The 21,757-nt window shown below is 65.7% G+C and carries 24 protein-coding genes; 8 read left to right on the forward strand and 16 right to left on the reverse strand.

Annotation, left to right across the window (positions count from 1 at the left end):
* The first annotated feature begins 17 nt into the window (after positions 1-17).
* Complete coding sequence (locus tag A5759_RS18375; RefSeq protein WP_005086603.1) at positions 18-1,571, forward strand: long-chain fatty acid--CoA ligase; 1,554 nt, start codon at positions 18-20, stop codon at positions 1,569-1,571.
* A 213-nt stretch (positions 1,572-1,784) separates the two neighbouring features.
* The gene (locus A5759_RS18380; RefSeq protein WP_005086604.1) at positions 1,785-2,378 is read left to right on the forward strand and encodes a TetR/AcrR family transcriptional regulator; all 594 of its coding nucleotides are present in this window, start codon (positions 1,785-1,787) and stop codon (positions 2,376-2,378) included.
* Here A5759_RS18380 and A5759_RS18385 read toward each other — a convergent pair.
* From A5759_RS18385 to A5759_RS18435, 11 genes are all read right to left on the reverse strand, one after another.
* Entirely contained in the window at positions 2,375-4,099 is a 1,725-nt protein-coding gene (locus tag A5759_RS18385; protein ID WP_005110557.1) for an acyclic terpene utilization AtuA family protein, read from the reverse strand. The genes A5759_RS18380 and A5759_RS18385 overlap by 4 nt on opposite strands.
* Positions 4,096-4,908 (reverse strand): TIGR03084 family metal-binding protein, encoded by an 813-nt coding sequence (locus tag A5759_RS18390; protein ID WP_005116473.1) that lies wholly within the window; start codon positions 4,906-4,908, stop codon positions 4,096-4,098. The genes A5759_RS18385 and A5759_RS18390 overlap by 4 nt, the downstream gene beginning before the upstream one ends.
* 1 nt (position 4,909) lies before the next feature.
* Positions 4,910-5,677, reverse strand: coding sequence for an enoyl-CoA hydratase/isomerase family protein (locus A5759_RS18395; RefSeq protein WP_005086608.1), 768 nt, complete (start codon positions 5,675-5,677; stop codon positions 4,910-4,912).
* Between the two features lie 43 nt (positions 5,678-5,720).
* Entirely contained in the window at positions 5,721-6,191 is a 471-nt protein-coding gene (locus tag A5759_RS18400) for a MaoC/PaaZ C-terminal domain-containing protein (RefSeq protein WP_005086609.1), read from the reverse strand.
* Positions 6,188-6,679: a MaoC family dehydratase N-terminal domain-containing protein gene (locus A5759_RS18405; RefSeq protein WP_005115562.1), complete on the reverse strand. Its 492-nt coding sequence runs from the start codon at positions 6,677-6,679 to the stop codon at positions 6,188-6,190. The genes A5759_RS18400 and A5759_RS18405 overlap by 4 nt, the downstream gene beginning before the upstream one ends.
* Before the next feature lie 32 nt (positions 6,680-6,711).
* Entirely contained in the window at positions 6,712-7,137 is a 426-nt protein-coding gene (locus tag A5759_RS18410) for a dihydroxy-acid dehydratase (protein WP_005086611.1), read from the reverse strand.
* Positions 7,134-7,592 (reverse strand): MaoC family dehydratase N-terminal domain-containing protein, encoded by a 459-nt coding sequence (locus A5759_RS18415; protein WP_005086612.1) that lies wholly within the window; start codon positions 7,590-7,592, stop codon positions 7,134-7,136. The genes A5759_RS18410 and A5759_RS18415 overlap by 4 nt, the downstream gene beginning before the upstream one ends.
* The gene (locus A5759_RS18420) at positions 7,585-8,628 is read right to left on the reverse strand and encodes an LLM class flavin-dependent oxidoreductase (protein WP_005086613.1); all 1,044 of its coding nucleotides are present in this window, start codon (positions 8,626-8,628) and stop codon (positions 7,585-7,587) included. The genes A5759_RS18415 and A5759_RS18420 overlap by 8 nt, the downstream gene beginning before the upstream one ends.
* Positions 8,625-9,062 (reverse strand): Zn-ribbon domain-containing OB-fold protein, encoded by a 438-nt coding sequence (locus A5759_RS18425; RefSeq protein WP_005061010.1) that lies wholly within the window; start codon positions 9,060-9,062, stop codon positions 8,625-8,627. The genes A5759_RS18420 and A5759_RS18425 overlap by 4 nt, the downstream gene beginning before the upstream one ends.
* Positions 9,059-10,225, reverse strand: a complete 1,167-nt coding sequence (locus A5759_RS18430) for a thiolase family protein (protein ID WP_005110553.1) — start codon at positions 10,223-10,225, stop codon at positions 9,059-9,061. The genes A5759_RS18425 and A5759_RS18430 overlap by 4 nt, the downstream gene beginning before the upstream one ends.
* A 282-nt stretch (positions 10,226-10,507) precedes the next feature.
* Positions 10,508-11,512 (reverse strand): AraC family transcriptional regulator, encoded by a 1,005-nt coding sequence (locus A5759_RS18435; protein WP_005086614.1) that lies wholly within the window; start codon positions 11,510-11,512, stop codon positions 10,508-10,510.
* A gap of 114 nt (positions 11,513-11,626) precedes the next feature.
* Between A5759_RS18435 and A5759_RS18440 the strand changes: the two genes are divergently transcribed.
* The 3 genes from A5759_RS18440 to A5759_RS18450 are packed head-to-tail and all read left to right on the forward strand — an operon-like array spanning position 11,627 to position 14,562.
* Positions 11,627-11,947, forward strand: a complete 321-nt coding sequence (locus A5759_RS18440; protein ID WP_005086615.1) for a 2Fe-2S iron-sulfur cluster-binding protein — start codon at positions 11,627-11,629, stop codon at positions 11,945-11,947.
* 30 nt (positions 11,948-11,977) lie between these two features.
* Positions 11,978-13,366: a cytochrome P450 gene (locus A5759_RS18445; protein WP_005086616.1), complete on the forward strand. Its 1,389-nt coding sequence runs from the start codon at positions 11,978-11,980 to the stop codon at positions 13,364-13,366.
* Positions 13,363-14,562, forward strand: a complete 1,200-nt coding sequence (locus tag A5759_RS18450) for an NAD(P)/FAD-dependent oxidoreductase (protein WP_005086617.1) — start codon at positions 13,363-13,365, stop codon at positions 14,560-14,562. Before A5759_RS18445 ends, A5759_RS18450 begins: the two co-directional genes overlap by 4 nt.
* A gap of 16 nt (positions 14,563-14,578) precedes the next feature.
* On the opposite strand, the gene A5759_RS18455 is transcribed toward A5759_RS18450, so the two are convergent.
* The 4 genes from A5759_RS18455 to A5759_RS18470 all read right to left on the reverse strand — a co-directional run bounded on the left by A5759_RS18455 (position 14,579) and on the right by A5759_RS18470 (position 17,298).
* Positions 14,579-15,160, reverse strand: a complete 582-nt coding sequence (locus tag A5759_RS18455) for a TetR/AcrR family transcriptional regulator (protein ID WP_005110548.1) — start codon at positions 15,158-15,160, stop codon at positions 14,579-14,581.
* Positions 15,161-15,250: 90 nt separating this feature from the next.
* On the reverse strand, positions 15,251-16,162 hold the full coding sequence (locus A5759_RS18460; RefSeq protein ID WP_005086619.1) for an alpha/beta fold hydrolase: 912 nt from the start codon (positions 16,160-16,162) through the stop codon (positions 15,251-15,253).
* Entirely contained in the window at positions 16,162-16,599 is a 438-nt protein-coding gene (locus A5759_RS18465) for a PaaI family thioesterase (RefSeq protein ID WP_005086620.1), read from the reverse strand. Before A5759_RS18465 ends, A5759_RS18460 begins: the two co-directional genes overlap by 1 nt.
* A 45-nt stretch (positions 16,600-16,644) precedes the next feature.
* Positions 16,645-17,298 carry a TetR/AcrR family transcriptional regulator gene (locus tag A5759_RS18470; RefSeq protein ID WP_369816234.1) on the reverse strand — a complete coding sequence of 218 codons (654 nt, stop codon included), beginning with the start codon at positions 17,296-17,298 and terminating at the stop codon, positions 16,645-16,647.
* A gap of 84 nt (positions 17,299-17,382) precedes the next feature.
* Here A5759_RS18470 and A5759_RS18475 point away from each other — a divergent pair, with 84 nt between their 5' ends.
* From A5759_RS18475 to A5759_RS18485, 3 genes are read left to right on the forward strand one after another with little or no spacing between them, the layout of a single operon-like run.
* Complete coding sequence (locus tag A5759_RS18475; RefSeq protein WP_005110545.1) at positions 17,383-18,876, forward strand: acetyl-CoA acetyltransferase; 1,494 nt, start codon at positions 17,383-17,385, stop codon at positions 18,874-18,876.
* Positions 18,873-19,973, forward strand: coding sequence for a zinc-binding dehydrogenase (locus A5759_RS18480; protein WP_005086624.1), 1,101 nt, complete (start codon positions 18,873-18,875; stop codon positions 19,971-19,973). Before A5759_RS18475 ends, A5759_RS18480 begins: the two co-directional genes overlap by 4 nt.
* Positions 19,974-20,007: 34 nt before the next feature.
* Complete coding sequence (locus A5759_RS18485; protein WP_005086626.1) at positions 20,008-20,586, forward strand: carboxymuconolactone decarboxylase family protein; 579 nt, start codon at positions 20,008-20,010, stop codon at positions 20,584-20,586.
* A gap of 327 nt (positions 20,587-20,913) precedes the next feature.
* Here the strand turns inward: A5759_RS18485 and A5759_RS18490 are convergent, their stop codons facing one another.
* The gene (locus A5759_RS18490; RefSeq protein ID WP_068200069.1) at positions 20,914-21,405 is read right to left on the reverse strand and encodes a hypothetical protein; all 492 of its coding nucleotides are present in this window, start codon (positions 21,403-21,405) and stop codon (positions 20,914-20,916) included.
* Positions 21,406-21,757: the final 352 nt, after the last annotated feature.

Genomic DNA, 21,757 nt, shown 5'->3' on the forward strand with positions numbered 1-21,757 from the left:
GACGGAAAGGGAATCGCATGCAACTCGGCATCGGTCAGTGGGTGACCCGGCGCGCCTTCCTCAACGGCGGGCGCACCGCGTTGATCAGCAACGGCGCGCACATCACCTACGCCGACCTCGATCGGCGCACCAACCAGGTCGCCGCCGCACTCATCGCCCTCGGCGTGCGCAAGGGCGATCGGGTCGCGATGCTGCTGGTCAATTCGACCGAGTTCATCCAGGTGCTGCTGGGCTGCGCCAAAATCGGCGCACTTGCAGTTCCGCTCAACGTGCGCCTTGCCGGACCCGAGATCGGCTACATCCTGGCCGACTCAGGCGCCGATGTTCTGGTCTTCCACGAGCCGTTCGCCGCGCAGGCCAAGAGCGCCGTCACCGAGTCCGGAGTCCGCGTGCGCCATGTCGTACGCGCCGGTGGGGCGCCGGCGCCGGGCGAGCTCGGCTACGAAGACGTCGTCTCGGGCGCCGCGCCCGAACCGCTCAACGGTGACGTCGACGGCAGCGACCCCGCGTTCATCATGTACACGTCGGGGACGACGGGCCGACCCAAGGGCGCGATCCTCACCCACGACAACCTGCTATGGAACGCGATCAACGTCCTCGGCACCGACATCGGCCTGCGGGGCGAGGACGTCACCGTCGCGGTGGCGCCGTTGTTCCACATCGGCGGGCTGGGAGTACACACCCTGCCGCTGCTCTACGTCGGCGGCACCAGCGTCATCATGCCGTCCTTCGAGCCGCGAGCTACGCTGCAGGCGATGGCCGACCACCACGTCACGGTTCAGTTCATGGTGCCGGCCATGTGGACCGCTCTCACACAGGTGTCCGACTTCGACTCCTTCAACCTGTCTGCGCTGCGTTTCGCCATGGGCGGCGGGTCGCCCGTCCCCCTCACGGTCATCGACTTCATGCGCGAGCGAGGCGTGCCCTTCACCGAGGGCTTCGGCATGACCGAGACCGCTCCCCTGGTGACCGTCCTCGACGCCGAGAACATCAGCACGCGGGCCGGGTCGATCGGCCGCGTCGCGATGCATGTCGACGCCCGCATCGTCGACGACGACGACCGCGACGTCGCGACCGACACCGTGGGCGAACTGATCGTGCGCGGTCCGAATGTGTTCACCGGCTACTGGATGAAGGCCGATTCGAGCGCCGAGGCGTTGCGCGGGGGCTGGTTCCACACGGGCGATCTCGGGCGCATGGACGCGGAGGGCTTCATCACCCTCGTCGACCGCAAGAAGGACATGATCATCTCCGGCGGCGAGAACGTCTACCCGATCGAGGTCGAGCAGGTCCTCTTCCGCCACCCGGCGGTGTTCGACGCCGCCGTGATCGGCGGTAAGGACGCGAAGTGGGGCGAACGCGTCGTCGCGGTCGTGGTTGCCGACCCGGCGACGCAGGCGCCGAGCGCCGAGGAGATCGTGGCGTGGTGCCGGGAGCGGCTGGCACACTTCAAGTGTCCGCGTGACGTGCACTTCGTCGCCGAACTGCCGCGCAACGCCACCGGCAAGCTGCTCAAGACCGAGCTGCGCGCGCAGTTCACGGGCATCGAGGGCGGAGTCGTTTTGCGCTGAGTCGTGCCGCTGCACATCGCGGGTTCGGAGCAGGGCCCCTAAATCATGAACTGAGAAAAGGATCGACAGCATCGGCGGGGGCTAGCGGTTTCGTTCACCTCCCTCGATTCGGTGCGGCGGGTGCCGACGCAGGCAACCCCAGCGTCGGTAGGATCCCAGCCCAGCGGATCGGACGGCGAACAACGTAACCACAAATCGACAGGAGGCCTGAAAGTGGCCGGTTTGCGCCGCAAACTGCTCCTCGAGGCCGCCGCCGACCTGTTCGCGCGGCAAGGCTTTCACGCCGTGGGCATCGACGACATCGGTGCCGCAGCAGGGGTGAGCGGGCCGGCCGTCTACCGGCACTTTCAGAACAAGGACGCGATCCTTCGCGAGTTATGCGACGCCGCCATGACTGAGCTGCTGGCCGGCGCCCGGCGCGCCACCACGGCCGGCACACCGACGGAGGTCCTGCACGCCCTTGTCGACCTGCACGCGGCCTTCGGCGCGCGACGACGCGGCCTGTTGGCCGTCTACGCCCGCGAGCACCGCTCGCTGTCGCCGCTGGCGACCCGTGCCCTGCGACGCCGACAGCACAGCTACGAGTCCTTTTGGGTCGAGGCACTCGTACGAGCACGGGGCGATCTGGACCGTGAGCGCGCACAGGGCCTGGTCGCCGCCGTGCTGTCATTGCTCAACGCGTCCGCGTACATGCCGGCGTCGCTGGACGACGCGACGATTGAGGCGATGCTGGCCGCCGCGGCCGTTGCGGCGCTGTTCAGCCGCGCGGTTACACAGCAGGTAGACGGCGCCCCGCACCGGATTTAGTGTGTGTCGAGCAGCGACTGGGGAATGTCCACCATGCGGGACCGCACGTATTCCCCGAGCCCCTTGGCCTGTGCGTCCAGCCGGGTCGAGGAGGCCACCCCGTCACCGAGCAAGCCGTGCACCACCACGTTGAGGGCGCGCAGGTTCGGCAGTTCGAAGCGCTCCATGGGCAGGTGCGCCGTCTCCGGCCCGAGCAGAGTGCGCAGCCGCTCGACGCTGAGGTAGTCACGCGCCCACGCGTACCCAGGGTCATCCCGTGCCCACAGGCCGAGGTTAGCGTTGCCGCCCTTGTCTCCGGACCGCGCGCCGAGTACCGACCCGAGCGGCGCGCGACGTGTCGGCCCGGACGGCACTGGCAGCTTCGCGAGCGCGGCGATCCTAGCCGGCGGGACGGCACCGGTCGGCGGGTCGGGGATCTCGTGCCGTGTGCCGTCGGCGTCGACGAGTACGTGCGTGAGGGCCGACCGCGCTACGTAGGCCGGCCGGTAGACGCCGAAGGCGGTCTCCGAGGACGGTGGCGTGGTGGTGTGGAAGCCGGCGAAACCAGCCAGGGCGATCTCCATGACCCCCCCGGAGAAGGCTCGGCCCACCTTGCGCGGGTCGGCGTCCTTCACCGTCACACGCAGGTGCGCGCAGGCTTGCTCGTTCGTCGGTGCGTCGGAGACGTCGAAACGCAACAGCCTCACGTCGACTTCGTCGAAGGCGTCGCGTCCGCCGAGAACGTCGAAGAGCTGCTGTTCGGCGAAAGCCGCCTTGGCCCCGATGTCGAGGCCGGTGAGCACCATGGTCATTGTGTTACGGAAGCCGCCCACCTCATTCAACGCCACCTTCAACGTGTCCGGCGGCGGACTGCCTTTCGTACCGCTGATCGCGACGCGGTGCTCACCCTGTTGAGCCAGCCGGATGGTGTCGAAGTGGGCGACGACGTCGGGGCCGAGGTAGGCAGGTTCAGCGGTCTCGTAGAGCAGCTGGGCGGTGACCGTGCCGACTGAGACCAGTCCCCCGGTGCCGGGATGCTTCGTGATCACCGAAGAGCCGTCCTCGGCGACCTCGGCGATCGGAAACCCCGGGTAGCGGCGGTCCGTGATCTCGTCCAGGAACGCGTAGTTGCCGCCCGTCGCCTGAGGGCCGCACTCGATCACGTGCCCGGCGACGACCGCGCCCGCGAGCCGATCCCAGTCGGCGGGTGCCCAGGCGTGCCACCAGGCGGCTGGACCGACGACCAGGGATGCGTCGGTGACCCGGCCGGTCACGACGACGTCGGCGCCCGAACGCAGCGCCTCGGTGATGCCCCAGGCGCCGAGGTACGCGTTGGCCGATACCGGTTTGATGTCGCCGACGGGCGGCGTGATTGCGTGGAGGTCGCCACGTAGGTCGTCGCCCTCGACGTGAGCGACGCGCGCGGTGAGGCCGAGACGGGCGGACAGCTCGCGCAACGCGGCGGCCAAGCCGGCGGGATTCAGCCCGCCCGCGTTCGCGACGACCTTGATGCCATGATCGAGACAGGTGCCCAGCACCTGTTCCATTTGGGTGAGGAAAGTCCGCGCGTACCCGCCGGACGGGTCTTTGGCCTGGGCCTTGGCCAGGATGAGCATGGTCAGCTCGGCCAGATAGTCACCGCACAGGACGTCGATCGGTCCGCCCTCGACCATCTCGCGGGCTGCGGCGATGCGGTCGCCGTAAAAGCCGGAGCAGTTGCCGATGCGGACCGGGACGCTCACCGCTGACGCCCTGCAAACTGGCCCGCCACGCGCCCGCCGCCAGGGGGCCCCGCGAAGGCCTGGGCGATCGCGAGCCACTGGTCGGCCAGCGGGCCGTCGGCGACCAAAGCGGTGTCGTCGCGGTGGCGGCGTTGGGTGACCAACAGGCAAAAGTCGAGCGCCGGCCCGCTCACGCGGTTGGCCGCGTCGGCTGGCCCCCACGTCCAGACGCTGCCGTCCGGAGCGGTCAGCTCAACGCGTACCGGGTCCGCGGGCAGGTCCAGACCGTTGGCCAGGTAGCTGAACGCGCGTGCACCCACCCCGATGTGGGCCACGTGACGCAGCCGTGCCGTGGCCTCGCGGGTCGCGCCGAGCGCGTCGACGACGTCCTGGCCGTGCGCCCAGGTCTCCATGAGTCGCGCTGTCAGCGACGAGACCGCGCTCATCGGCGGCCCGAACCACGGCAGGCGGGTCGCCGGGTCAATGTCCGCGAACGCCGCAACGAGGGCGGCACGCGACGTGTCGAACCACGCGAGCAGGTCGGCAGCCGGCATTTGACGGTAGCGCTCGGCGATGACGTCGGGTGAGATGGCTCCGTCGGCCATCATCGGCAGGTAGTCGCTGCTGAACCCGTCGGGGTCGGTGGCCGAGCGCACCGCGACGTCGTCGAAGAACGCCAGATGGCTGATCTGGTCGCGGATCGTCCAGCCCACGGCCGGAGTCGGCGCGTCCCAGCCGCGCGGACCTTCGGTCAGCGGCGCGACCAATCCGCGTAGGGCTGCCGTCTCCGCTTCGATGTCGGTGATAACCGACTGCATGCTCACCGCCATGTCAGTGTCCCTTCCACTGCGGCGCGCGCTTCTCGCGGAACGCCGCCGGGCCTTCCTGCGCGTCGTCGCTCAGATAGACCGGCTCCCATATCTCGTCGGCCAGGTCGTACGCGGCGGCGAGGTGGTGCTGCGCCGAGAGGTACACGGTGCGCTTGGACGCGAGCACGGACAGCGGTGCGTTCGCGGCGATGCTGAGCGCCAACTGCTGGGTACGCTCGCGTAACTGATCGGCCGGCACCACCTCATTGACCAAGCCGACCTGGTGGGCGCGCGCGGCGGTGATCGGGTCGCCGGTCAGCAGGATTTGCATGGCAACGCGCGGGGGCACCAGCCACGACAGGGGTGTCGCCCACGGCGAACCGCGGCCGACCTTGACCTCGCTGACGGCGAAGGTCGCGTGTTCGGCGGCCACGACCAGGTCGCACTGCTGCGCGAGCAGGAAGCCCCCGGCGAACGCGACACCGTTGACGGCCGCGATCGTCGGCTTCGCGACATCGATGTTGCGGCCGAACTGCGGAGCGAAGTCCTTCGGGGGCACCTTGAGCGCGTTCTGCGCCATCTCCTTCAAGTCCCCGCCGGCGCAGAACGCCTTATCGCCCACGCCGGTGAGGACGAGCACCTTCGCCGCGTCGTCGTCATTGAAGCGGAGTACCGCGTCGATAAGCCCCGTGCGCACAGCGTTGTTCAGCGCGTTGCGCGCCTCGGGCCGGTTGATCGTCAGCCAGGCCACGCTGTCGACGACCTCGTAGCGAATCGGTTGCTCGGCCACCGAGCCTCCGTCCCTCACCGTCGTCTCGCATGTGAGTGGCAGTTCACCCCGGCACCTCGACAAACGGGTCGGCCAGCTCAACGGTGGCTTCACTCGGCACGCACGGACCATCTTCGCTCGAGACGAGCAACTCGAGGTCGACGAGGCGCCGTCCGCCATCGTCGCGTTTGGCCACGACCTTGCCGCTCAGGGTCGCGGTCTGGCCCGGGTAGATCGACCGGATCATTGAGATTCTGCGGCGCCGGATGAGCGCGTCGGGTCCGGCCCATTCGTTGAGGCCGCGGTCGATGAAGCCATGGAAGAAGAGGGTTGACAGGTAGATTGTGCGCTGGCCCTGGCTGCGCGCGTAGTCGGGGTCGTGGTGACCGGGGAACCAGTCCCATGTCGAAGCCGCGTTCATGCAGATGCGCTTGTAGCTGATCTCGATCGAGACGGGCGTCAGGGTGTCGCCGACGGCGATGTCCTCGAACCGCACGGGGAAGCGGACCATGCTGTGCTCGGTGGATCCGTTCATGATGCGCCTTCACTATCGGCGGTGTCGTATCGGAAGAGCACGTTGGTGTTGCGGCCGATGACCTCACCGTGCTGGTCGGAGAACGTACTCACCGTGGTGATGAACACGCCGGTGCCCACCCGCGTCGTCTTCGGCTCGGAGATCGAGGCGATCTCCTCCACGATCGACACGTGATCGCCTACCCGGGGCCGGCGTTCGAACTCCGTCGTCGTCGAGGCGTTGATGATGTGGTGGCCCGGCAACGGGACGCTGAGCGCGAACATCATGTCGGCACGCGCTAGGTACCCGGGCACCCACTGCGGCGCGAAGCCGAGGCTCATCAGCAGCCCGGGCGGGCAGTCCTCACCCTCCCAGTAACGGGGGTTCGCGTCCTCGACGAGCGAGCAGTAGTACAACACCATCGAGCGGTCGATCGGGAACCACGCACGCCGCGGTTCGGAGCGATGACCGACCCACGCCCGGCCTTCGTCGAAGGTCCCGAATGTCATCCCGAGGCCGGTGACGTCGCTCGTTGGCGCGCTCACCGGGCCACCTGCACGACGGCGCTCCCCTTTATCGCGGGTTCGCCGGACTGGCGCGTGACCACGAGTTCGAGGTCTGCCACCTGCTGCCCTCCGGCCTCGCGCACGCCGGTGACCCTGCCGCCGAAGCTGAGCAGGTCACCGGGCCATACCTGACCGGTGAACCGGATGCGGAACGAGCGGATGTTGGCCAGCCCCACCCAGGCGGTCAGCCGCTGGGCGAGCACACCGCCGTGCAGCAGTCCCATACCGAACACACCGGGCATGCCGGCCGCGCGGGCGAACTCCTCGTCATGGTGGATCGGGTTGAAGTCGCCGCCGGACCCGGCGTAGCGGACGATGTGCGAGCGCGTCAGCGGGCCGAACTGTGAGCTCGGCATCTCGTCGCCGGCGGCCAACGCCACCGGCGCGGGGGATGTCGTCATTGGGTGGAGCCTCCGGTTTCGATCAAGACGTCGGTCTGGCGCACGACGAGTTCGTCGCGCTGGTTGGTGAAGTCGGTCTCGATCGTCACGATTGTCATGGTGCCGCCGCGCTTGCCCTCGCGGCTGGTCACGTTCGACACCCGACGCGTCTCGGTGAGCTCGTCGCCGACGACCACCGGCGCGAAATACTCCCAGCCGCACTCACCGTGCAGTACGCGTCGCAGGTCGAGCCCGAGGGCGCCGAACATGTCGTCGTCGGCGCGCCAGTGAGCCGAGGAGACGACGAAGGTCGGCGGAGCGGGGATCGCGCCGAAGCCGGCGGCGCGGGCCGCTGCGGCGTCCTGGTAGATCGGGTCGTGGTCGTCGAGGGACAGCGCGAACTCGCGCACTTTGGACCGGTCGACGGGAAATGTGGTGCTCCCGAGTTGCGTCCCGATGAGCGATGCGTCAGCCACTCTGGTCACCTTTCCCGCCGGCGAAGGCCGGTGCACAATCGCGAATGAGGCTGCCTAGGTTCTCGGCGATGCGCTCGGGCGCGAGGCCGATCGAGGGTGAGTAGAGAACGATGTGGTCCAGCACGCCCTCGTAGCGGCGCAGCCCTTCTCGGACCTCGGCGGCGGTGCCGGCCACCGCCATCGCGTCGATCATGTCGTCGGTGACGGCTGCGAACATGGCCGGCAGGTCACGCCGCGCGAACGCGTCGCGAATCGCCGCCCCCTGCCTGGCGAAGCCGCTCACATCGAGAACGTGTTCGTAGGTCTTCACCGAGGAGTAGAACGCGATCTGCTGCGCGGCCTCACGGCGTGCGATCTGTGGGTCGTCGTGCACCGCGCAGATGACCATCGAGACGATCTCAATGTCGGCGGGATCGCGTCCGGCCCGCTCCGCACCGCGCACGACGGCTGGGCGGGCGACCTCCTCGACGTAGGTCGTGGTGAATAGCGGATGACCGGCCAACCCGTCGGCGACGCGCCCTGCCACCTCGCACATCCGCGGACGCACGCCCGCGGTGATGATCGGGATGGCCCGCTGCGGCGGCGCGACGTCGCCGGTCGGGACGAGATTCATCCGATAGAAGCGACCCTCATGGCGCACGGGGCCCTCGTGCAGGTTCCAGATCCGACGCACGAGCGGGACCAGCTCCTCCATGCGCAGAGCGGGAGCGGAGGTGTCCTCCACGCCGTGCCAGTCGCTCATCATGCGGCGTGTGCCGTTGCCGAGCCCGAGCACGACGCGCCCGCCTGAAAGCTCGTCGAGGTCACGCGCCTCGGTGGCGAGCACGAGCGGGCTGCGCCCGACGCCATACAGGATCGACGACCCGATGCGGCAGCGCTTTGTGCGCGCGGCCATCGCGGCCATCGAGATCGAGCCGGAGCGCGAGTAGAACTCCGAGGCCCAGGCGGCGTCGAAGCCGGCGAGGTCGGTAGCCTCGGCGGTCTCGACAAGGGTGGCCAAGTCCGCGCCGAGCACCGAGACCCCGTACGTGCTCACGACGCCGCCGGCCTGAATCGGACCAGCCCAAGGTCCTCGTTCACCCGCTCGAACACTGCGCGCACTCTTGCGCCGATCGCAACTTCATCGGGGGCCACGCCCTCGAGACTGGCCAACAACTGCGGCCCCTCGTCCAGACGAACGAGCACGACGACGTACGGCTCGCTGCGCGGGAACGAGTCCCACGGGGGGCGGTACACCGGCGCGAAACTGACGATCTCACCAGTACCCGCCGCGGTCTCCCAGGCCAACTCACCGTCATGGCAGACGGGACACACCAGCCGCGGGTAGAGGAACGGGTGGCCGTTCGCGCACCGCTGGAAGACGAGTACGCCGCGGGCCGCTGCTGCGAAGTAGGGACGGTTGACATCGGTCAGCGGCGGCAGCGCCTCAGGATCGTGCAGACCGTCGAGGGAACTCGAAGCTGCGGTCATGACGCTCCCTCCATCACCATGCTGACGTGACTGCACAGCATCGAGCCGTAGCTGTGCACGAACGCGGTGTCCGCCCCGAAGACCTGACGGCCCTCGGCGCGACCGGACAACTGCCAATAACCCTCGAGGATCTGCGAAATGCCAGAGGAGGTCCCGGTGTGCCCGAACCGGATCAGGCCGCCGTCGGTGTTCACCGGAAGGTCGCCCCCCGGATCGGCGCGGCCGTCACGGTAGAAATCGCCTGCCCCGCCGGGCTTCACGAAGCCCGCCTCCTCCAGGATCATCGCCGGGTTTGAGGCGAAGGCGTCGTAGAGCAAGGCGATGTCGATGTCGGCCGGCGCCCGTCCGGAGCGCTCGAAGGCCATCGGACCCGAACGGGCGGCCCCGGTACGACCCGGGCGGGCCAGCGAGGTCAGAAAACCGTGGGTGTGACCCTCTCCAAACCCGAGCAGGTGTACCGGCCGGTGTTTGCCCGCGCGAGCCCGGCGGGCCGAGCCCAGCACGAGCGCGCCACCGCCCTCGCAGGGAATCGAGCAGTGGTAGAAGTGGAACGGCCCGGCGATCGGGCGGGACGCCAGCACGTCCTCCACAGTCAGGCGTTGTGAGCGGTGCGCGATCGCCGCGGGATTCAGCGCGGCCCACCGGTCCTGCGACGCGGTGACCTCGGCGATGTCCGCCTTGCCCTGTCCCGTCTCGTGCATCCAGGCCTGCGCGATCAAACCGTACAGCGCCGGCACGGAGGGTCCGTAGGGCATCTCGAACGCGTGGTCACACACCAGCGCCATCAGTTCGCGCCCGCCATCGCGGATCGGTGGAAACTTGCCCGCCGACACGACCAGCACCGTCTCGGCCTCGCCCCGGGCGATGACGTTACTCGCCATGCGCGTCATGGCCAGATGGGTCCCGCCGCCAAGCTGACAGGTCATCTGAAGTTTCAGGTTGTGCAGCCCGAGATAGTCCATGAGGTCCTCGGACAGGAAGATCGAACCCTCGTTCGTCATCGGCCCGGCGCACACGAGACCGTCGACCTCGTCTGGGACCACCCCTGCGTCGGCGAGAGCCGCGACCGCGGCGCGCACATGCAATTCAGTGGAGGTGTACGGAACGTTTCTTCCTGGAGCGACTTCGGCGGCACCGATGATGGCCGGCTGGTCGTGTGGCATCCGGACTCCTTCCGACCACGCGTTCAACGCCGGTCCCGACGTGAACGACGGTTAGCATAGCGTGACTAGGGGGTCCGCGTCACCCCCGGCCCGCACCCGCCGCCAGCGCGGTATGGATTCTCTGGATGTCGTTGCGCCTCTTCCCAAGAGGGTGCTGCGATGACCGAAACCCGCGCCGATCGTGTCGTTTCTCGACGATGTCCAGGTGACAGATGAGGCCGATCGCGAAGCCCGCTGGTTCCGGTGGACGCCCGGCACGCGCCCGGGCGGAACTTTGCGCGCTCAGTCGCGCGTTTTTCTGAAGTGGCGCGGTGACCGACCGGTCCACCGTTTGAACGCATGTGTGAAGTTCGTGAGGTCCGCGTACCCGAGTTCTGCCGCGATCTCGCTTACAGACACCGATCTGTCGAGAATTCGCAGAATTGCTCGCTCCTGCAAGAACGACTGACGTAATTCTCGAAAGGTGGTCCCCTCTTCGCGCAGGCGCCGCTTCAACGTGCTCGGGGATATCGAGAGCTCGCCCGCCGTCCGGCTGATGTTCGTTTTTCCGGGATCTTTCTCGAGCAGGTCCCTTACTTTTTCGGAGACCGACGTGTCACGTCGTTGATCGAGAGTTCGCTGCAAATCGGTGACGGCAATCCGGTACGCCACAGGATCGGAGAATCGACAGACCTCCTCCAGCGTAGCCGCGGGAACGTGGACGAACGAGCTGGGGGCGTCGAAGAAGATCCGACCCGCCAACACTTCGTCATGAAGAACCCACGACTCCGGCGCTGAATGACTCAGATGCAGTTCAATATTCGGTACGGCACCCGCGAGCATGTCGAGCAGACGCAACAGCGCCAGCCCACCGTAGGTGACGGCCAGGCAGTTCAGGCCCGCGTCACCGGTGCGACCGGTGAGCCCGATCGTGAGGCCGCGTTCCGTCGAATGGAACGACGGGCTGAGGGCTGTGGTGATCACCGGCAGATAAGCAAGCAACTCGACAACCTCGGCTACCGAGCCCGCGCTGACCAAGGGAACACTGAGTGCCCCAAAGGACGTCAGTTTGGCGTGTTCAGCGAACGCGAAACCCAGACGGGTTCCCTGATCACAATCGAAATCGGAATATATCTCCCTGAACCACCGTAAGGGGACCTGCGCGTCGCGGCCCACCAACATCGACTCGGTGACGTGCTCGCGAACCATGATGCTGCGCAGCGCAATGCTGGCGTCATGCCCCAGCGCCTCACTGTCCAGCATCTGCAGGAAAGCCAGCGCTGGCATACCCGAGTCGTCGAGTTTCACGTGCCTCCCTGCGCGTGAGCTAAAAACACAACTCTTTGACTCCTGCGAGTCTAGCGACGCTGGTCACGCGCGACAACACTAAAAAGAGAAGTTCCAGATTGAGGAGAGTTAATCATGGCAGTCGTCACCTTCGTCTCTCATGACGGCGAGAAGTACGAAGCCCCCTTGGCCGAAGGGCAGTCCTTGATGCAGATTGCGGTCAATAACGCGGTGCCCGGCATCGACGGCGATTGCGGAGGGGAAGCCGCATGCGGAACATGCCACGTGATCGTCGCTCCCGAGTGGTCGGACACGGTGGGACTCTGCGGCGCCAACGAAGAGGAGATGCTCGCGATGAACCCCGAGCGTCAGCGGACGTCGAGGCTGTCCTGCCAGATGGCCGCCTCCGAGGCATGGGATGGCTTGACGGTCGAGCTACCTGAGTTCCAGCTCTGAAACAACGTCATGGATTTGGAGGAAACAATAATGAGTATTCCCGCGGCAGTGGCCGCCAAAGCCCAGTCTGCCGTGCCTCTGGAGCTGCAAATCCGCGGCGCACACCTCTACGACAAGACACGTCGGTGGGTAACCGGAACCAATGGTAAGAAGATCTTCACCGAGACGCCCATTCCTCCGGTCGAGGACGTCGATATCGCCGACATCGATCTCAGCAACCCGTTCCTCTACCGCCAAGGCCGCTGGAAGTCCTACTTCGAACGCGTGCGCAACGAGGCGCCGGTGCATTACCAGGCTCGCAGTCCGTTCGGCCCGTTCTGGTCGGTGACCCGCCACGCGGACATCATCGCCGTCGACAAGAACCACGAGGCTTTCTCCGCAGAGCCGTTCATCATCATCGGGAGACCGCCTCGTTTTATGGACATCGCCATGTTCATCGCGATGGATCCGCCACAACACGACCTGCAGCGCGCTTCCGTCCAAGGGGTTGTCGCGCCGAAGAACCTGCGCGAGATGGAGGGGCTGATCCGCTCGCGTGTCCAGGAAGTGCTGGACGATCTACCGGTGGATCAGCCGTTCAATTGGGTGCACCACGTCTCCATCGAACTGACAGCGCGCATGCTCGCGACCCTGCTGGACTTCCCGTACGAGCAGCGGCACAAGCTCGTGGAATGGTCGGACCTCGCCACCTCCATGGAGCAAGCCAATGGCGGTCCTTCCGACAACGACAGAGTGTTTCGTGGCATGGTCGACATGGCGAAGGGGCTCAGCGCTCTCTGGCATGACAAGGCGGCCCGTACCGCCAACGGGGAGCGACCGGGCTTCGATCTGATCACGATGCTGCAGGCCAACGAGGACACTAAGGATCTCATCGACCGCCCGATGGAATTCCTCGGCAATTTGGTATTGCTGATCGTCGGGGGAAACGACACGACTCGCAACTCGATGAGCGGAGGGGTTCTCGCCTTGAACCAGTTCCCCGATCAGTTCGAGAAGTTGAAGGCGAACCCTGACCTGATTCCCAACATGGTGTCCGAGATCATTCGCTGGCAGACCCCGTTGGCGTACATGCGCCGAGTCGCGAAAAAAGACATCATGTTGAACGGGCAATTCATCCGCAAGGGCGACAAGGTCGTGATGTGGTACGCCTCTGGTAACCGCGATGAGCGTGTCTTCGAGCGGGCCGATGAGTTGATCATCGATAGGAGCAACGCCCGCAATCACATCTCGTTCGGGTTCGGCGTGCACAGGTGCATGGGAAACCGACTTGCTGAGTTGCAGCTTCGAATCCTGTGGGAGGAATTGCTCCCTCGCTTTGAGAACATCGAGGTGGTCGGCGAACCCGAGTATGTGCAATCGAATTTCGTCAGGGGTATCAGCAAGCTGATGGTTCGCCTCACTCCCAGGCCGAGTGCATGACTCCCGAACGAGCGGTGATCGTCGGCGCGAGCCACGCCGGCGCGCAGTTGGCAGCTAATCTTCGAAGGGAGGGGTGGTCTGGGGAGGTCGTGCTCATCGGCGACGAGGGGGGACTGCCCTACCACCGGCCTCCGTTGTCGAAGGGATACCTGGCCGGCAAGAACGGCCTCGACGACCTCCTGATTCGCGGCGCTGATTTCTACGAAAAGCAGCACATTCGACTCTTGAATGCGACCGTGGAGGCGATCCACCGGAGTGCCAAGCGTGTGTCTCTGAGCACCGGCGACACGCTGACGTACACCAAGCTCGCGTTATGCACCGGCGCAAGGGCCAGACGACTCCCCACACCAGGGGTGGATCTTCCCGGAATTCACTACCTGCGTACCGCTGCAGACGTCGAGTTGATCCGTGCCGCCGCCACACCGGGTCGGAGGGTTGTGATCGTGGGCGGCGGTTACATCGGGTTGGAAACGGCGGCCTCGCTGTGTTCGCTCGGCATGAACGTCACCGTCCTCGAGGCAACCGAGCGTGTACTCGAAAGGGTCACCGCGCCGGAGGTTTCCGCGTTTTACACGCGAATCCACCGCGGCGAGGGAGTGGAGATCCGAACACACGCCCTCGTCGAAGCCTTCTCCGGTAACGGTGGGGTGCAGGAGGTCGTGCTGGCTGACGGCGAATCGATCCCCGCCGACTTGGTCATCGTCGGCGTCGGTGTGGTGCCGAACACCGAGCTCGCCTCGGCCGCAGGATTATCCGTCGACAACGGCATCGTGATCGACGACCAGGCCCGCACCAGCGACCCCGACATCGTGGCCGCCGGCGACTGCACGAGCCACACCATGGCTCGATACGGCTCGCGTATTCGTTTGGAATCCGTATCGAGCGCCGGCGAGCAGGCCAAGATCGCTGCGGCGACAATCTGCGGAAAACACAGCGCAATCGCTGCGCTTCCGTGGTTCTGGTCCGACCAGTACGATCTCAAACTCCAGATTGCCGGTCTCAACGCCGGATACGACGAACTGTTGCTCAGTGGTGACCCGTCGCGTGACCGTGACTTCAGCTGCTTCTACTTCCGCGAGGGCGAACTCATCGCCGCCGACTGCGTCAATCGTCCTCGCGATTTCATGTCCAGTAAGCGGGCCATCAGCCAGCAGCTCCGAGTTGACCGCTCAGAGCTCCTCGCCGGCTCGATCTGACACGAGAGCTTGCTGGCTACAAACTGTGGACAACTCCCAGGTACCTGAGTGCTACGCGGGAGATCCGCTCACCGGTGGTGGCGATGTCCGCGGCGGGGAGTACAACATGACTCACTGTCAGTCGCACCAGAACATCTGCGACCTCCTCAACGTCTTCGGGATCGAGATCGTCGAAGTGGTCGTTAAACCACGTGATCAGAGCCGCGGAGCAGAGCTGAAGCAGGGAAGCCGACGTCGGCAGAAGAGGTAGGACTCCAGTAGACGACGAGCCACCGCGATCATTCCCCGAAGGGTTGGACGTCAGAACTGCCTTGAGGAGCGGGCTGTCTTCTGCTTCACAGAGGGTGAATTGCACCGCTGCGGTGATGCCGCCCCGCACGTCGCCCACGTGTTCGGCAAGGACGGCAAGAATGCCTTCCATAAAGCGCTGGCCCTCCGACACCACAAGCGCGTCGCCGAGCCCCTGTTTGTCGCCGAACTCTTTGTACAACGTCGGGCGGGAGACGCCGACCGATTCGGCAACCTCGCTCATCCGGACCTGATCCCAGCCCTTCTCGATGGCGAGTTCTCGTGTCGCCCTCAAAACCTTTTCGCGCACATGCCGGCGGAAAGACACCCGCACTGGTTCAGTTGGCATAGGAGCAGGATAGGCGCCAGCCCTACATGGGCAGTCAACCGACAGCAGGGTTCATATGGTCCTGTCGAGGAATTCGACGACCGCCGTCGAGAATGCGTCGTTGTTGTCGCCGGCAATCATGTGTCCCGCGCCCGACACGTCAACGGTTTGCGCGTGCGGAACGACGGTCAGGAAATGCCTTACTGTCTCTTCGGAGACGATGTCAGATAGTAGGCCCCGGACCAGCAGCGTTGGCGCGGACACCTGCCGCGCACCATCGAGAAGGAAGGCGCTCATCATCTCGAAGTACTCAGCGCCCTCGTCTGGATCACCCTGCAGGAACTGGAAATTCGACGTCACGAAGGCTGGATCCCATCGCCAGGACCAGCGACCGTCTTCGCGACGGGCGAGGACTTTTCGGAGCCCGTCGAGGTTTTCGGGGCGAGGGCGGTGCGGGTTGTAGGCGGCGATCACGTCAGCGGCCGACTCTAGGCTGTCGAAACCTTCGGGGTGTGCCGACATGAACGCTACGACTCGTCGGGCGCCGTCCATCTCCATTCGCGGAGTGACGTCAACCAGCACGACGGCCTGCCATAGATCCGGCGGGGCGAGCAAGTGTGTTCCGAGAATGGTCAACCCGCCCAGAGATGCGCCGATCGCGGCGACGGGGCGGCCGGAATCGGCGTATGAGCGCACGGCCAATAGGTCGGACCCCAGCCGGTCCATGTCATAGCGTCCGTCGGGGTCCCAGTCGCTGTCCCCGTGTCCCCTGGTGTCGTACGCGGCCACCGTGTATCCCCGCTGGTGCAGGCGTTGGGCGGTGACGTCCCAGGCGTGTCGGCTTTGACCGCCGCCGTGAAGGAGCAACACGACCGCCCGCGGTGCGTCACAGTGGTAGAGGTCGACGGCCAGCGCCAGCCCGTCTGCCGTGGGCACGCGCTCGACCACAGGAGCCGACGAATCGCCTGTTCTCTTTGCCGACATCAGGAGCTCGTCTTCGGTGCGACGACGGTGACGGTTCCCTGGGCCGCACACACCGCTCTGCCGTCGTTGCAGATGTCGATCCGCGCCACCCCGCTGGTTCTGCCCAGCGCGATGATCTCAGCTGTGGCTACACAGGTGCCGCTGGAGACCGGACGAAGCAGATTCAGTTTGAACTCCGTTGTCGCGACCCAAGATCCCAGTGGAATCACGGGATAAAACACCACGCCGAGGCAGTGGTCGACCATGGCCGATAAGCAGCCCCCATGCAGGTTGCCGAACGGCGTCTTCAGGTCGTCGCGTGCGTCCATCTCCGCGACGAGCCGTCCCGCAGCGAATTCGGTGTGACGGAAGCCGAGGTAACCGGCCAACCCGCCCGTGGTTTCTGCTGCGCTCTTGAGTTGCTCAGCGACCTGTTCGTTGAACGTGGTGAATTGCACAGGCCCTCCTACCTCATCTGCCGTCGAGACATTACTCCATAGATGTCACATCGGTCGAGCGTGGTCACCCGCCAGGATCGCCGGAAGGAGAAACCTCGACAGAAACGCCCGGAGTCCGTCACGACTGCGCTCCCGCGGCCCTCGAACAGTCAGCAGGCTCAGTATCGTGCGGACAACCCACTCGGCGGCGTCGTCGACGGAGACCCCCGGTTCCACGCAACTCCAGTGTCTGGTGAAGATGGGACGCAGAAATTCGGTGACGATTTCGAAGAGGGACGTCGAGGTCCCCGCCGCGAGACCCACGCCGGCTAGTTCCTCGTCGCTGCCGAACAACAATCCGATGATCTCTTCGCGGCGCGCGGCCTCAACCGTGTATTCCACGAAGTCGACGAGCGCGGAGCCCAGGTCGGCGTGCGCCGCGATCCGCGGGCTGATGCGGTCGAGATAGCGCTCGGCGGCGCGAATGATGACGCCCGACATCACCGCCTCCCGACTGGGGAAGTAGCGATACACCGTTGCCCTGGACACACCCGCTGTTCTGCCGATGTCCTCCATAGTCGTGCCCACCACACCGCAACTCTCGAGGCACCGCTCGGCAGCATCGAGCAACCGGTCGCGAGCGGACCCACGATCTGTCGGCGCGGCGGCGCCCCATCTCAACAACCTCGTCGACACACAGCCAGTATGCCGCGCGCGCACACCATTGTGACTTGCCCACGCACATGACACCATCGCAGTTATGTCTCAAGTCAGCCCCGTGGCCCTGAGCGGATGCCGATGCCGATGTTGGTAGAAGCGCGTACCCCGGTTGTCGTCGGCGTGGGCGAAGTTACCCATCGCGGGAACGACTTCGTGGACCCGATCGACTTGGCGGTAGAAGCCGCACGCCGCGCGGTCAAAGACGCAGGTCGCCCGGTCGAGCGGCGCATCGACACCGTCGCGACTCCCGGCATCCTGGTCATACCGCGCGACAATCCCGCCAGCAGGATCGCCGAAGCGATGCACATCAGTCCCGCCCGCCGCATCAGCTGTCCCGTCGGCGGAAACACCCCGCAGTATCTCGTCGAGGTGTTGGGTGGCGAAATACGCGAAGGCCGTGCAGATGTCGTCCTGGTCGTCGGGGCGGAGAGCGGGCATTCCGCACGCAAGCTTCAGGGCAGGGCACTTCTCGACTCGCCGCCCCCACCCCGCTCCGGCGACGAATCCCTGGGCGACGCCCGCCCCGGGCTGAGTCAAGCCGAATTGTCGGTGGGTCTGAGTTGGCCGCACGAGGTGTATCCCATCTTCGAGTCCGCGATCGCCGCGCGCCACGGCCGCGACTTCGATGCTCAACGGGAGTGGCTGGGCACGCTGATGGCACCGTTCACAGCCGAGGCGGCACGCCATCCGGAACAGGCCTGGTTCCCACGCGCACGAAGTGCCACCGAACTCAGCGAAGTCACCGCGGAAAACCGCATGGTCTGCTTGCCCTATCCCAAGTTGCTCAACAGCATCATGTCCGTCGACATGGCTGCCGCCTTCATTCTCATGGCGGCCGAGGTGGCGGACGAATTGGGCGTCGCGCGCGATCGTTGGGTCTTTCCCTGGTCAGCAGCGACTTGCAACGACGTGTACTTCCCCGTGGAACGGCCGGACCTCAGTCGCTCATCGGGTATCGAGGTAGCGGCACGGAAGGCTCTCAATGCGGGGCGGTTGACCATCGACGACATCCGGTGGTTCGATCTCTACTCCTGCTTCCCGTCGGCAATTGAGATGACTGCCGAGGCTCTCGACTTGGACCCCCTCGACGACAGAGGCCTCACAGTAACCGGAGGCCTGCCGTATCACGGCGGTCCCGGAAACAATTACGTCAGCCACTCGATCGTTGAGATGGTCCGACGGTGTAGACGCGACCCAACCGATGTCGGACTCGTCACCGGCCTCGGGTGGTATTCGACGAAGCATTCGGTCGGTCTGTGGTCGGCCACCCCGCCACCAACCGGGTGGCGACTGCTCGACACGGCGGTCGAGCAAGCTCAGATCGATTCATCGAGGTTGGGTGTCGCAGGCGTCGACGAGGCGACCGGTTGCGCGACAGTGGACGGATACACCGTCGTCTACGACCGAGACGGGCAACCTCGATGGACTCCGATCATCGCGCACCTGTCCGACGGGCGAAGAGTCGTCGCACGCAGCGACGATCCGCAGATTGCCGAGGCGATGGGCGGGGAAATGTATGTAGGTAAAACGGTGTGCCTCCGAAACACAGGGTCGTTCACCGGATTCGAGCTTCCATGATCGCCGAGGCGATGGTGCTGACCGGACCGCGGAGTCTGCAGCGGCGCCAGATGATCATCCCCGACGTCGGCGACCGGGGTGCGATCCTGCGAGTTGAAGCATGCGGTCTGTGCGGAACAGATCACGAACAATTCACCGGACACCTGCCTGCCGGCTTCTCATTCGTTCCAGGGCACGAAATCGTCGGCATCGTCGAACATGTCGGCGCTGCGGCCGGCCAACGCTGGGGTGTACAAGCCGGCCAGCGCGTGGCCGTTGAGGTGTTCCGGTCCTGCCGAGACTGCCCCGAGTGCCGCCGCGGCGAATACCGGCGGTGCGCGGTGAACGGCATCGCCACCATGTTCGGGTTCGTCGACGTGGAGATCGGCGCGGGCTTATGGGGCGGATACGCCACCCATGTGGAGCTTCCGTGGGACGCGATGCTGCTCCCGATTGCCGAAGACATGGACCCCGTTCTCGCCACGTTGTTCAACCCTCTCGGGGCCGGTATCCAATGGGGGGCGACTCTTCCCGACACCAAGGCCGGGGACGTCGTAGCGATCCTGGGGCCCGGCATCCGCGGAATCTGTGCGGCGGTGGCGGCCAAAGAGGCGGGAGCCGCGTTCGTCGCGATGACCGGCGTCGGCCCACGCGACGAACAACGACTGGCCATCGCCAGATCATTCGGTGTCGACCTGCCCATCGATGTATCGCAGGACGATGCAGCGACCGCGCTTCAGCGTGAGACAGGCGGACGGCTTGCCGACGTGGTCGTCGACGTCACCGCCAAAGCACCCTCCGCGTTCGCCGATGCCGTCGGCCTTGCCAGGCCCGGCGGCACAATTGTGGTGGCCGGCACCCGCGGAGGAGGCGGCGCGCCCCGGTTTGAACCAGACTTGTTGGTCTATAAAGAATTACACGTCGTAGGCGCACTCGGCGTGGAGTATCCCGCCTACCGGGCAGCCCTCGAGATTCTCGCCATGGGCCGCTGGCCGTTCGACCGGATCACCAGAGAATCAACCGGATTCGCTGGGCTCGCACAGCTGCTCACTTCGCTTGCAGATGAAAGTGCCCGATCAAGTGGGGCGCTCCACAACGTCTTTTTGCCCACGCCCTAACGGCGGTGCAGAGGTTCAACAGAGAGGGCCACCCGTGACCATGGCGGAACGCGTACCGATGCTCGACCGTGAGCAGGCCCAGCTGCGAGCTGCCGAATGTGGGTTGCCCGAAGAGTTGGCAGAGCTGTCGGTATTCCGCGTGGCACTTCATCAGCCGCGTGTGGCGGTTGCGCTGTATGGGCTGCTGGACGCGTTACTCTTCCGCGGTTCCCTTGACGCGCGGCTACGCGAGCTGGTCATCTTGCGCATCGGCTGGATCACTGGCTCCGAATACGAATGGACTCAACATTGGCGAATCGCCACACTGCTCGGCGTGCCTGAGCGTGATCTCCTCGCGGTGCGCGACTGGCAGAATTCCGAAAGCCTCGGGCCAGTCGAGCGTGCGGTCCTCGCAGCGACCGATGATGTGGTACGCGACGGGGTCATCTCCGAGGAAAACTGGGCTGGGTGCCAGAAGGCGTTCAATAGCGATCACGCGGTTTTGGTCGAACTTGTCGGAGCAATCGCCAATTGGCGGCTCTTTTCGATCCTGCTTCGATCTCTGAATATTCCGCTTGAGTCCGGTACCGACGGCTGGCCGCCCGATGGGCGAGCTCCTCGGCGTCGCGATTGAGCGAAAAAGGTGGACCGGTGCTTGACCGAAGCGGTCAGCGCCCCAATCGCCAGACCACGACCCGTGTCGTAGACGGACAAGTCCCCCCTCGGACACCATTGTGATGAGTTGAGTCATTGGTTACAGATCGCCCCGGCCATCGGCCGGGGTTTTTCTGTTGGTTTGCGCCAGTAATTGCGCTGGAGGCGGTGTCGTGGTCGCGGCCGGTGCATAGGTCGTGTAGTCGGCTGCCGTGGTTAACGTGAACTTGCCGAATTGCTCGAGTGATGTTGATCCCGCGGCCTCGGATAATCCAGGCGGATCCCCGGGGCTTGTTCGCGCCGGCGGTCAGGCCGCCCGGCCTCCTGGGGGTGCTGGTCCGCCGGGCTCACCGGATCCGTCGACTGACACTGCGGCGGCGGAATCGGTTTCGACGGCGTTATTGTCGTCGGCGGGCTCGGCAACCGACGCAGTGTCTTCGTGGGCTATTTCGCTGTCGTCGGTGGGTACTGCGGCGCCCGTTTCTGTTTCGGCGACGTTGCCGTCAGCAGGCTCGGTGCTTGACGCCGTGTCTGCGATTTCGTCGGCTGTCTGGTTATCGTCGGCGGGCGCTACCGCAGGTGGCTCGGACTCGGCGACCTGGTTGCCGTCAGCAGGCTCAGCATTCGACGGCGGGTCTTCATCGGGGGTCGTGGTCGGTTCGGTGCGAGGCGTCGAGGGTTGCTCTTCGGGGTCGTGGGGGTGCAGGAGGCGTTCGGGTCGGTGGTAGTAGTTGAGGCGGGCTTGGCCGGTGTCGAGGCCCGGCGGGGGCAGCCATTCGACTTCGCCGCGGTTGTTCATGCGGGTGGTCCAGCCGCCGTCGGTGACGCTGCGTGTCAGCGGTCACGTAATTCCCCAGGTTGAGGGGTTGTCCGTCACGTAATTCCCCACCCGCCGTCACGTAATTCCCCACCCCTTGGGGCGTGTCCGGCTGGGGTTGGGGTGCTGCTCAGGTTCGCTCCGTTCAAGAGCCCCGCCCGGGGCCTTGGAAGGGGCCTTGAGTTGGCGAGGAGATCGTGGAACGTGACCGACTTCGTGGAGATGTTCCGGCACTGGCATGCCGGCCGATCCCAGGTTGAACCGCCCTGGTTCTGCCGGAGGCTCGATCTATTGGATTGCGACCAGGGGCTGGTCGCTCCGTTGGGCATCGTAG

The organism is Mycobacterium sp. 852014-52144_SCH5372336, from assembly GCF_001665615.1.
Lineage (GTDB): Bacteria > Actinomycetota > Actinomycetes > Mycobacteriales > Mycobacteriaceae > Mycobacterium > Mycobacterium neumannii_A.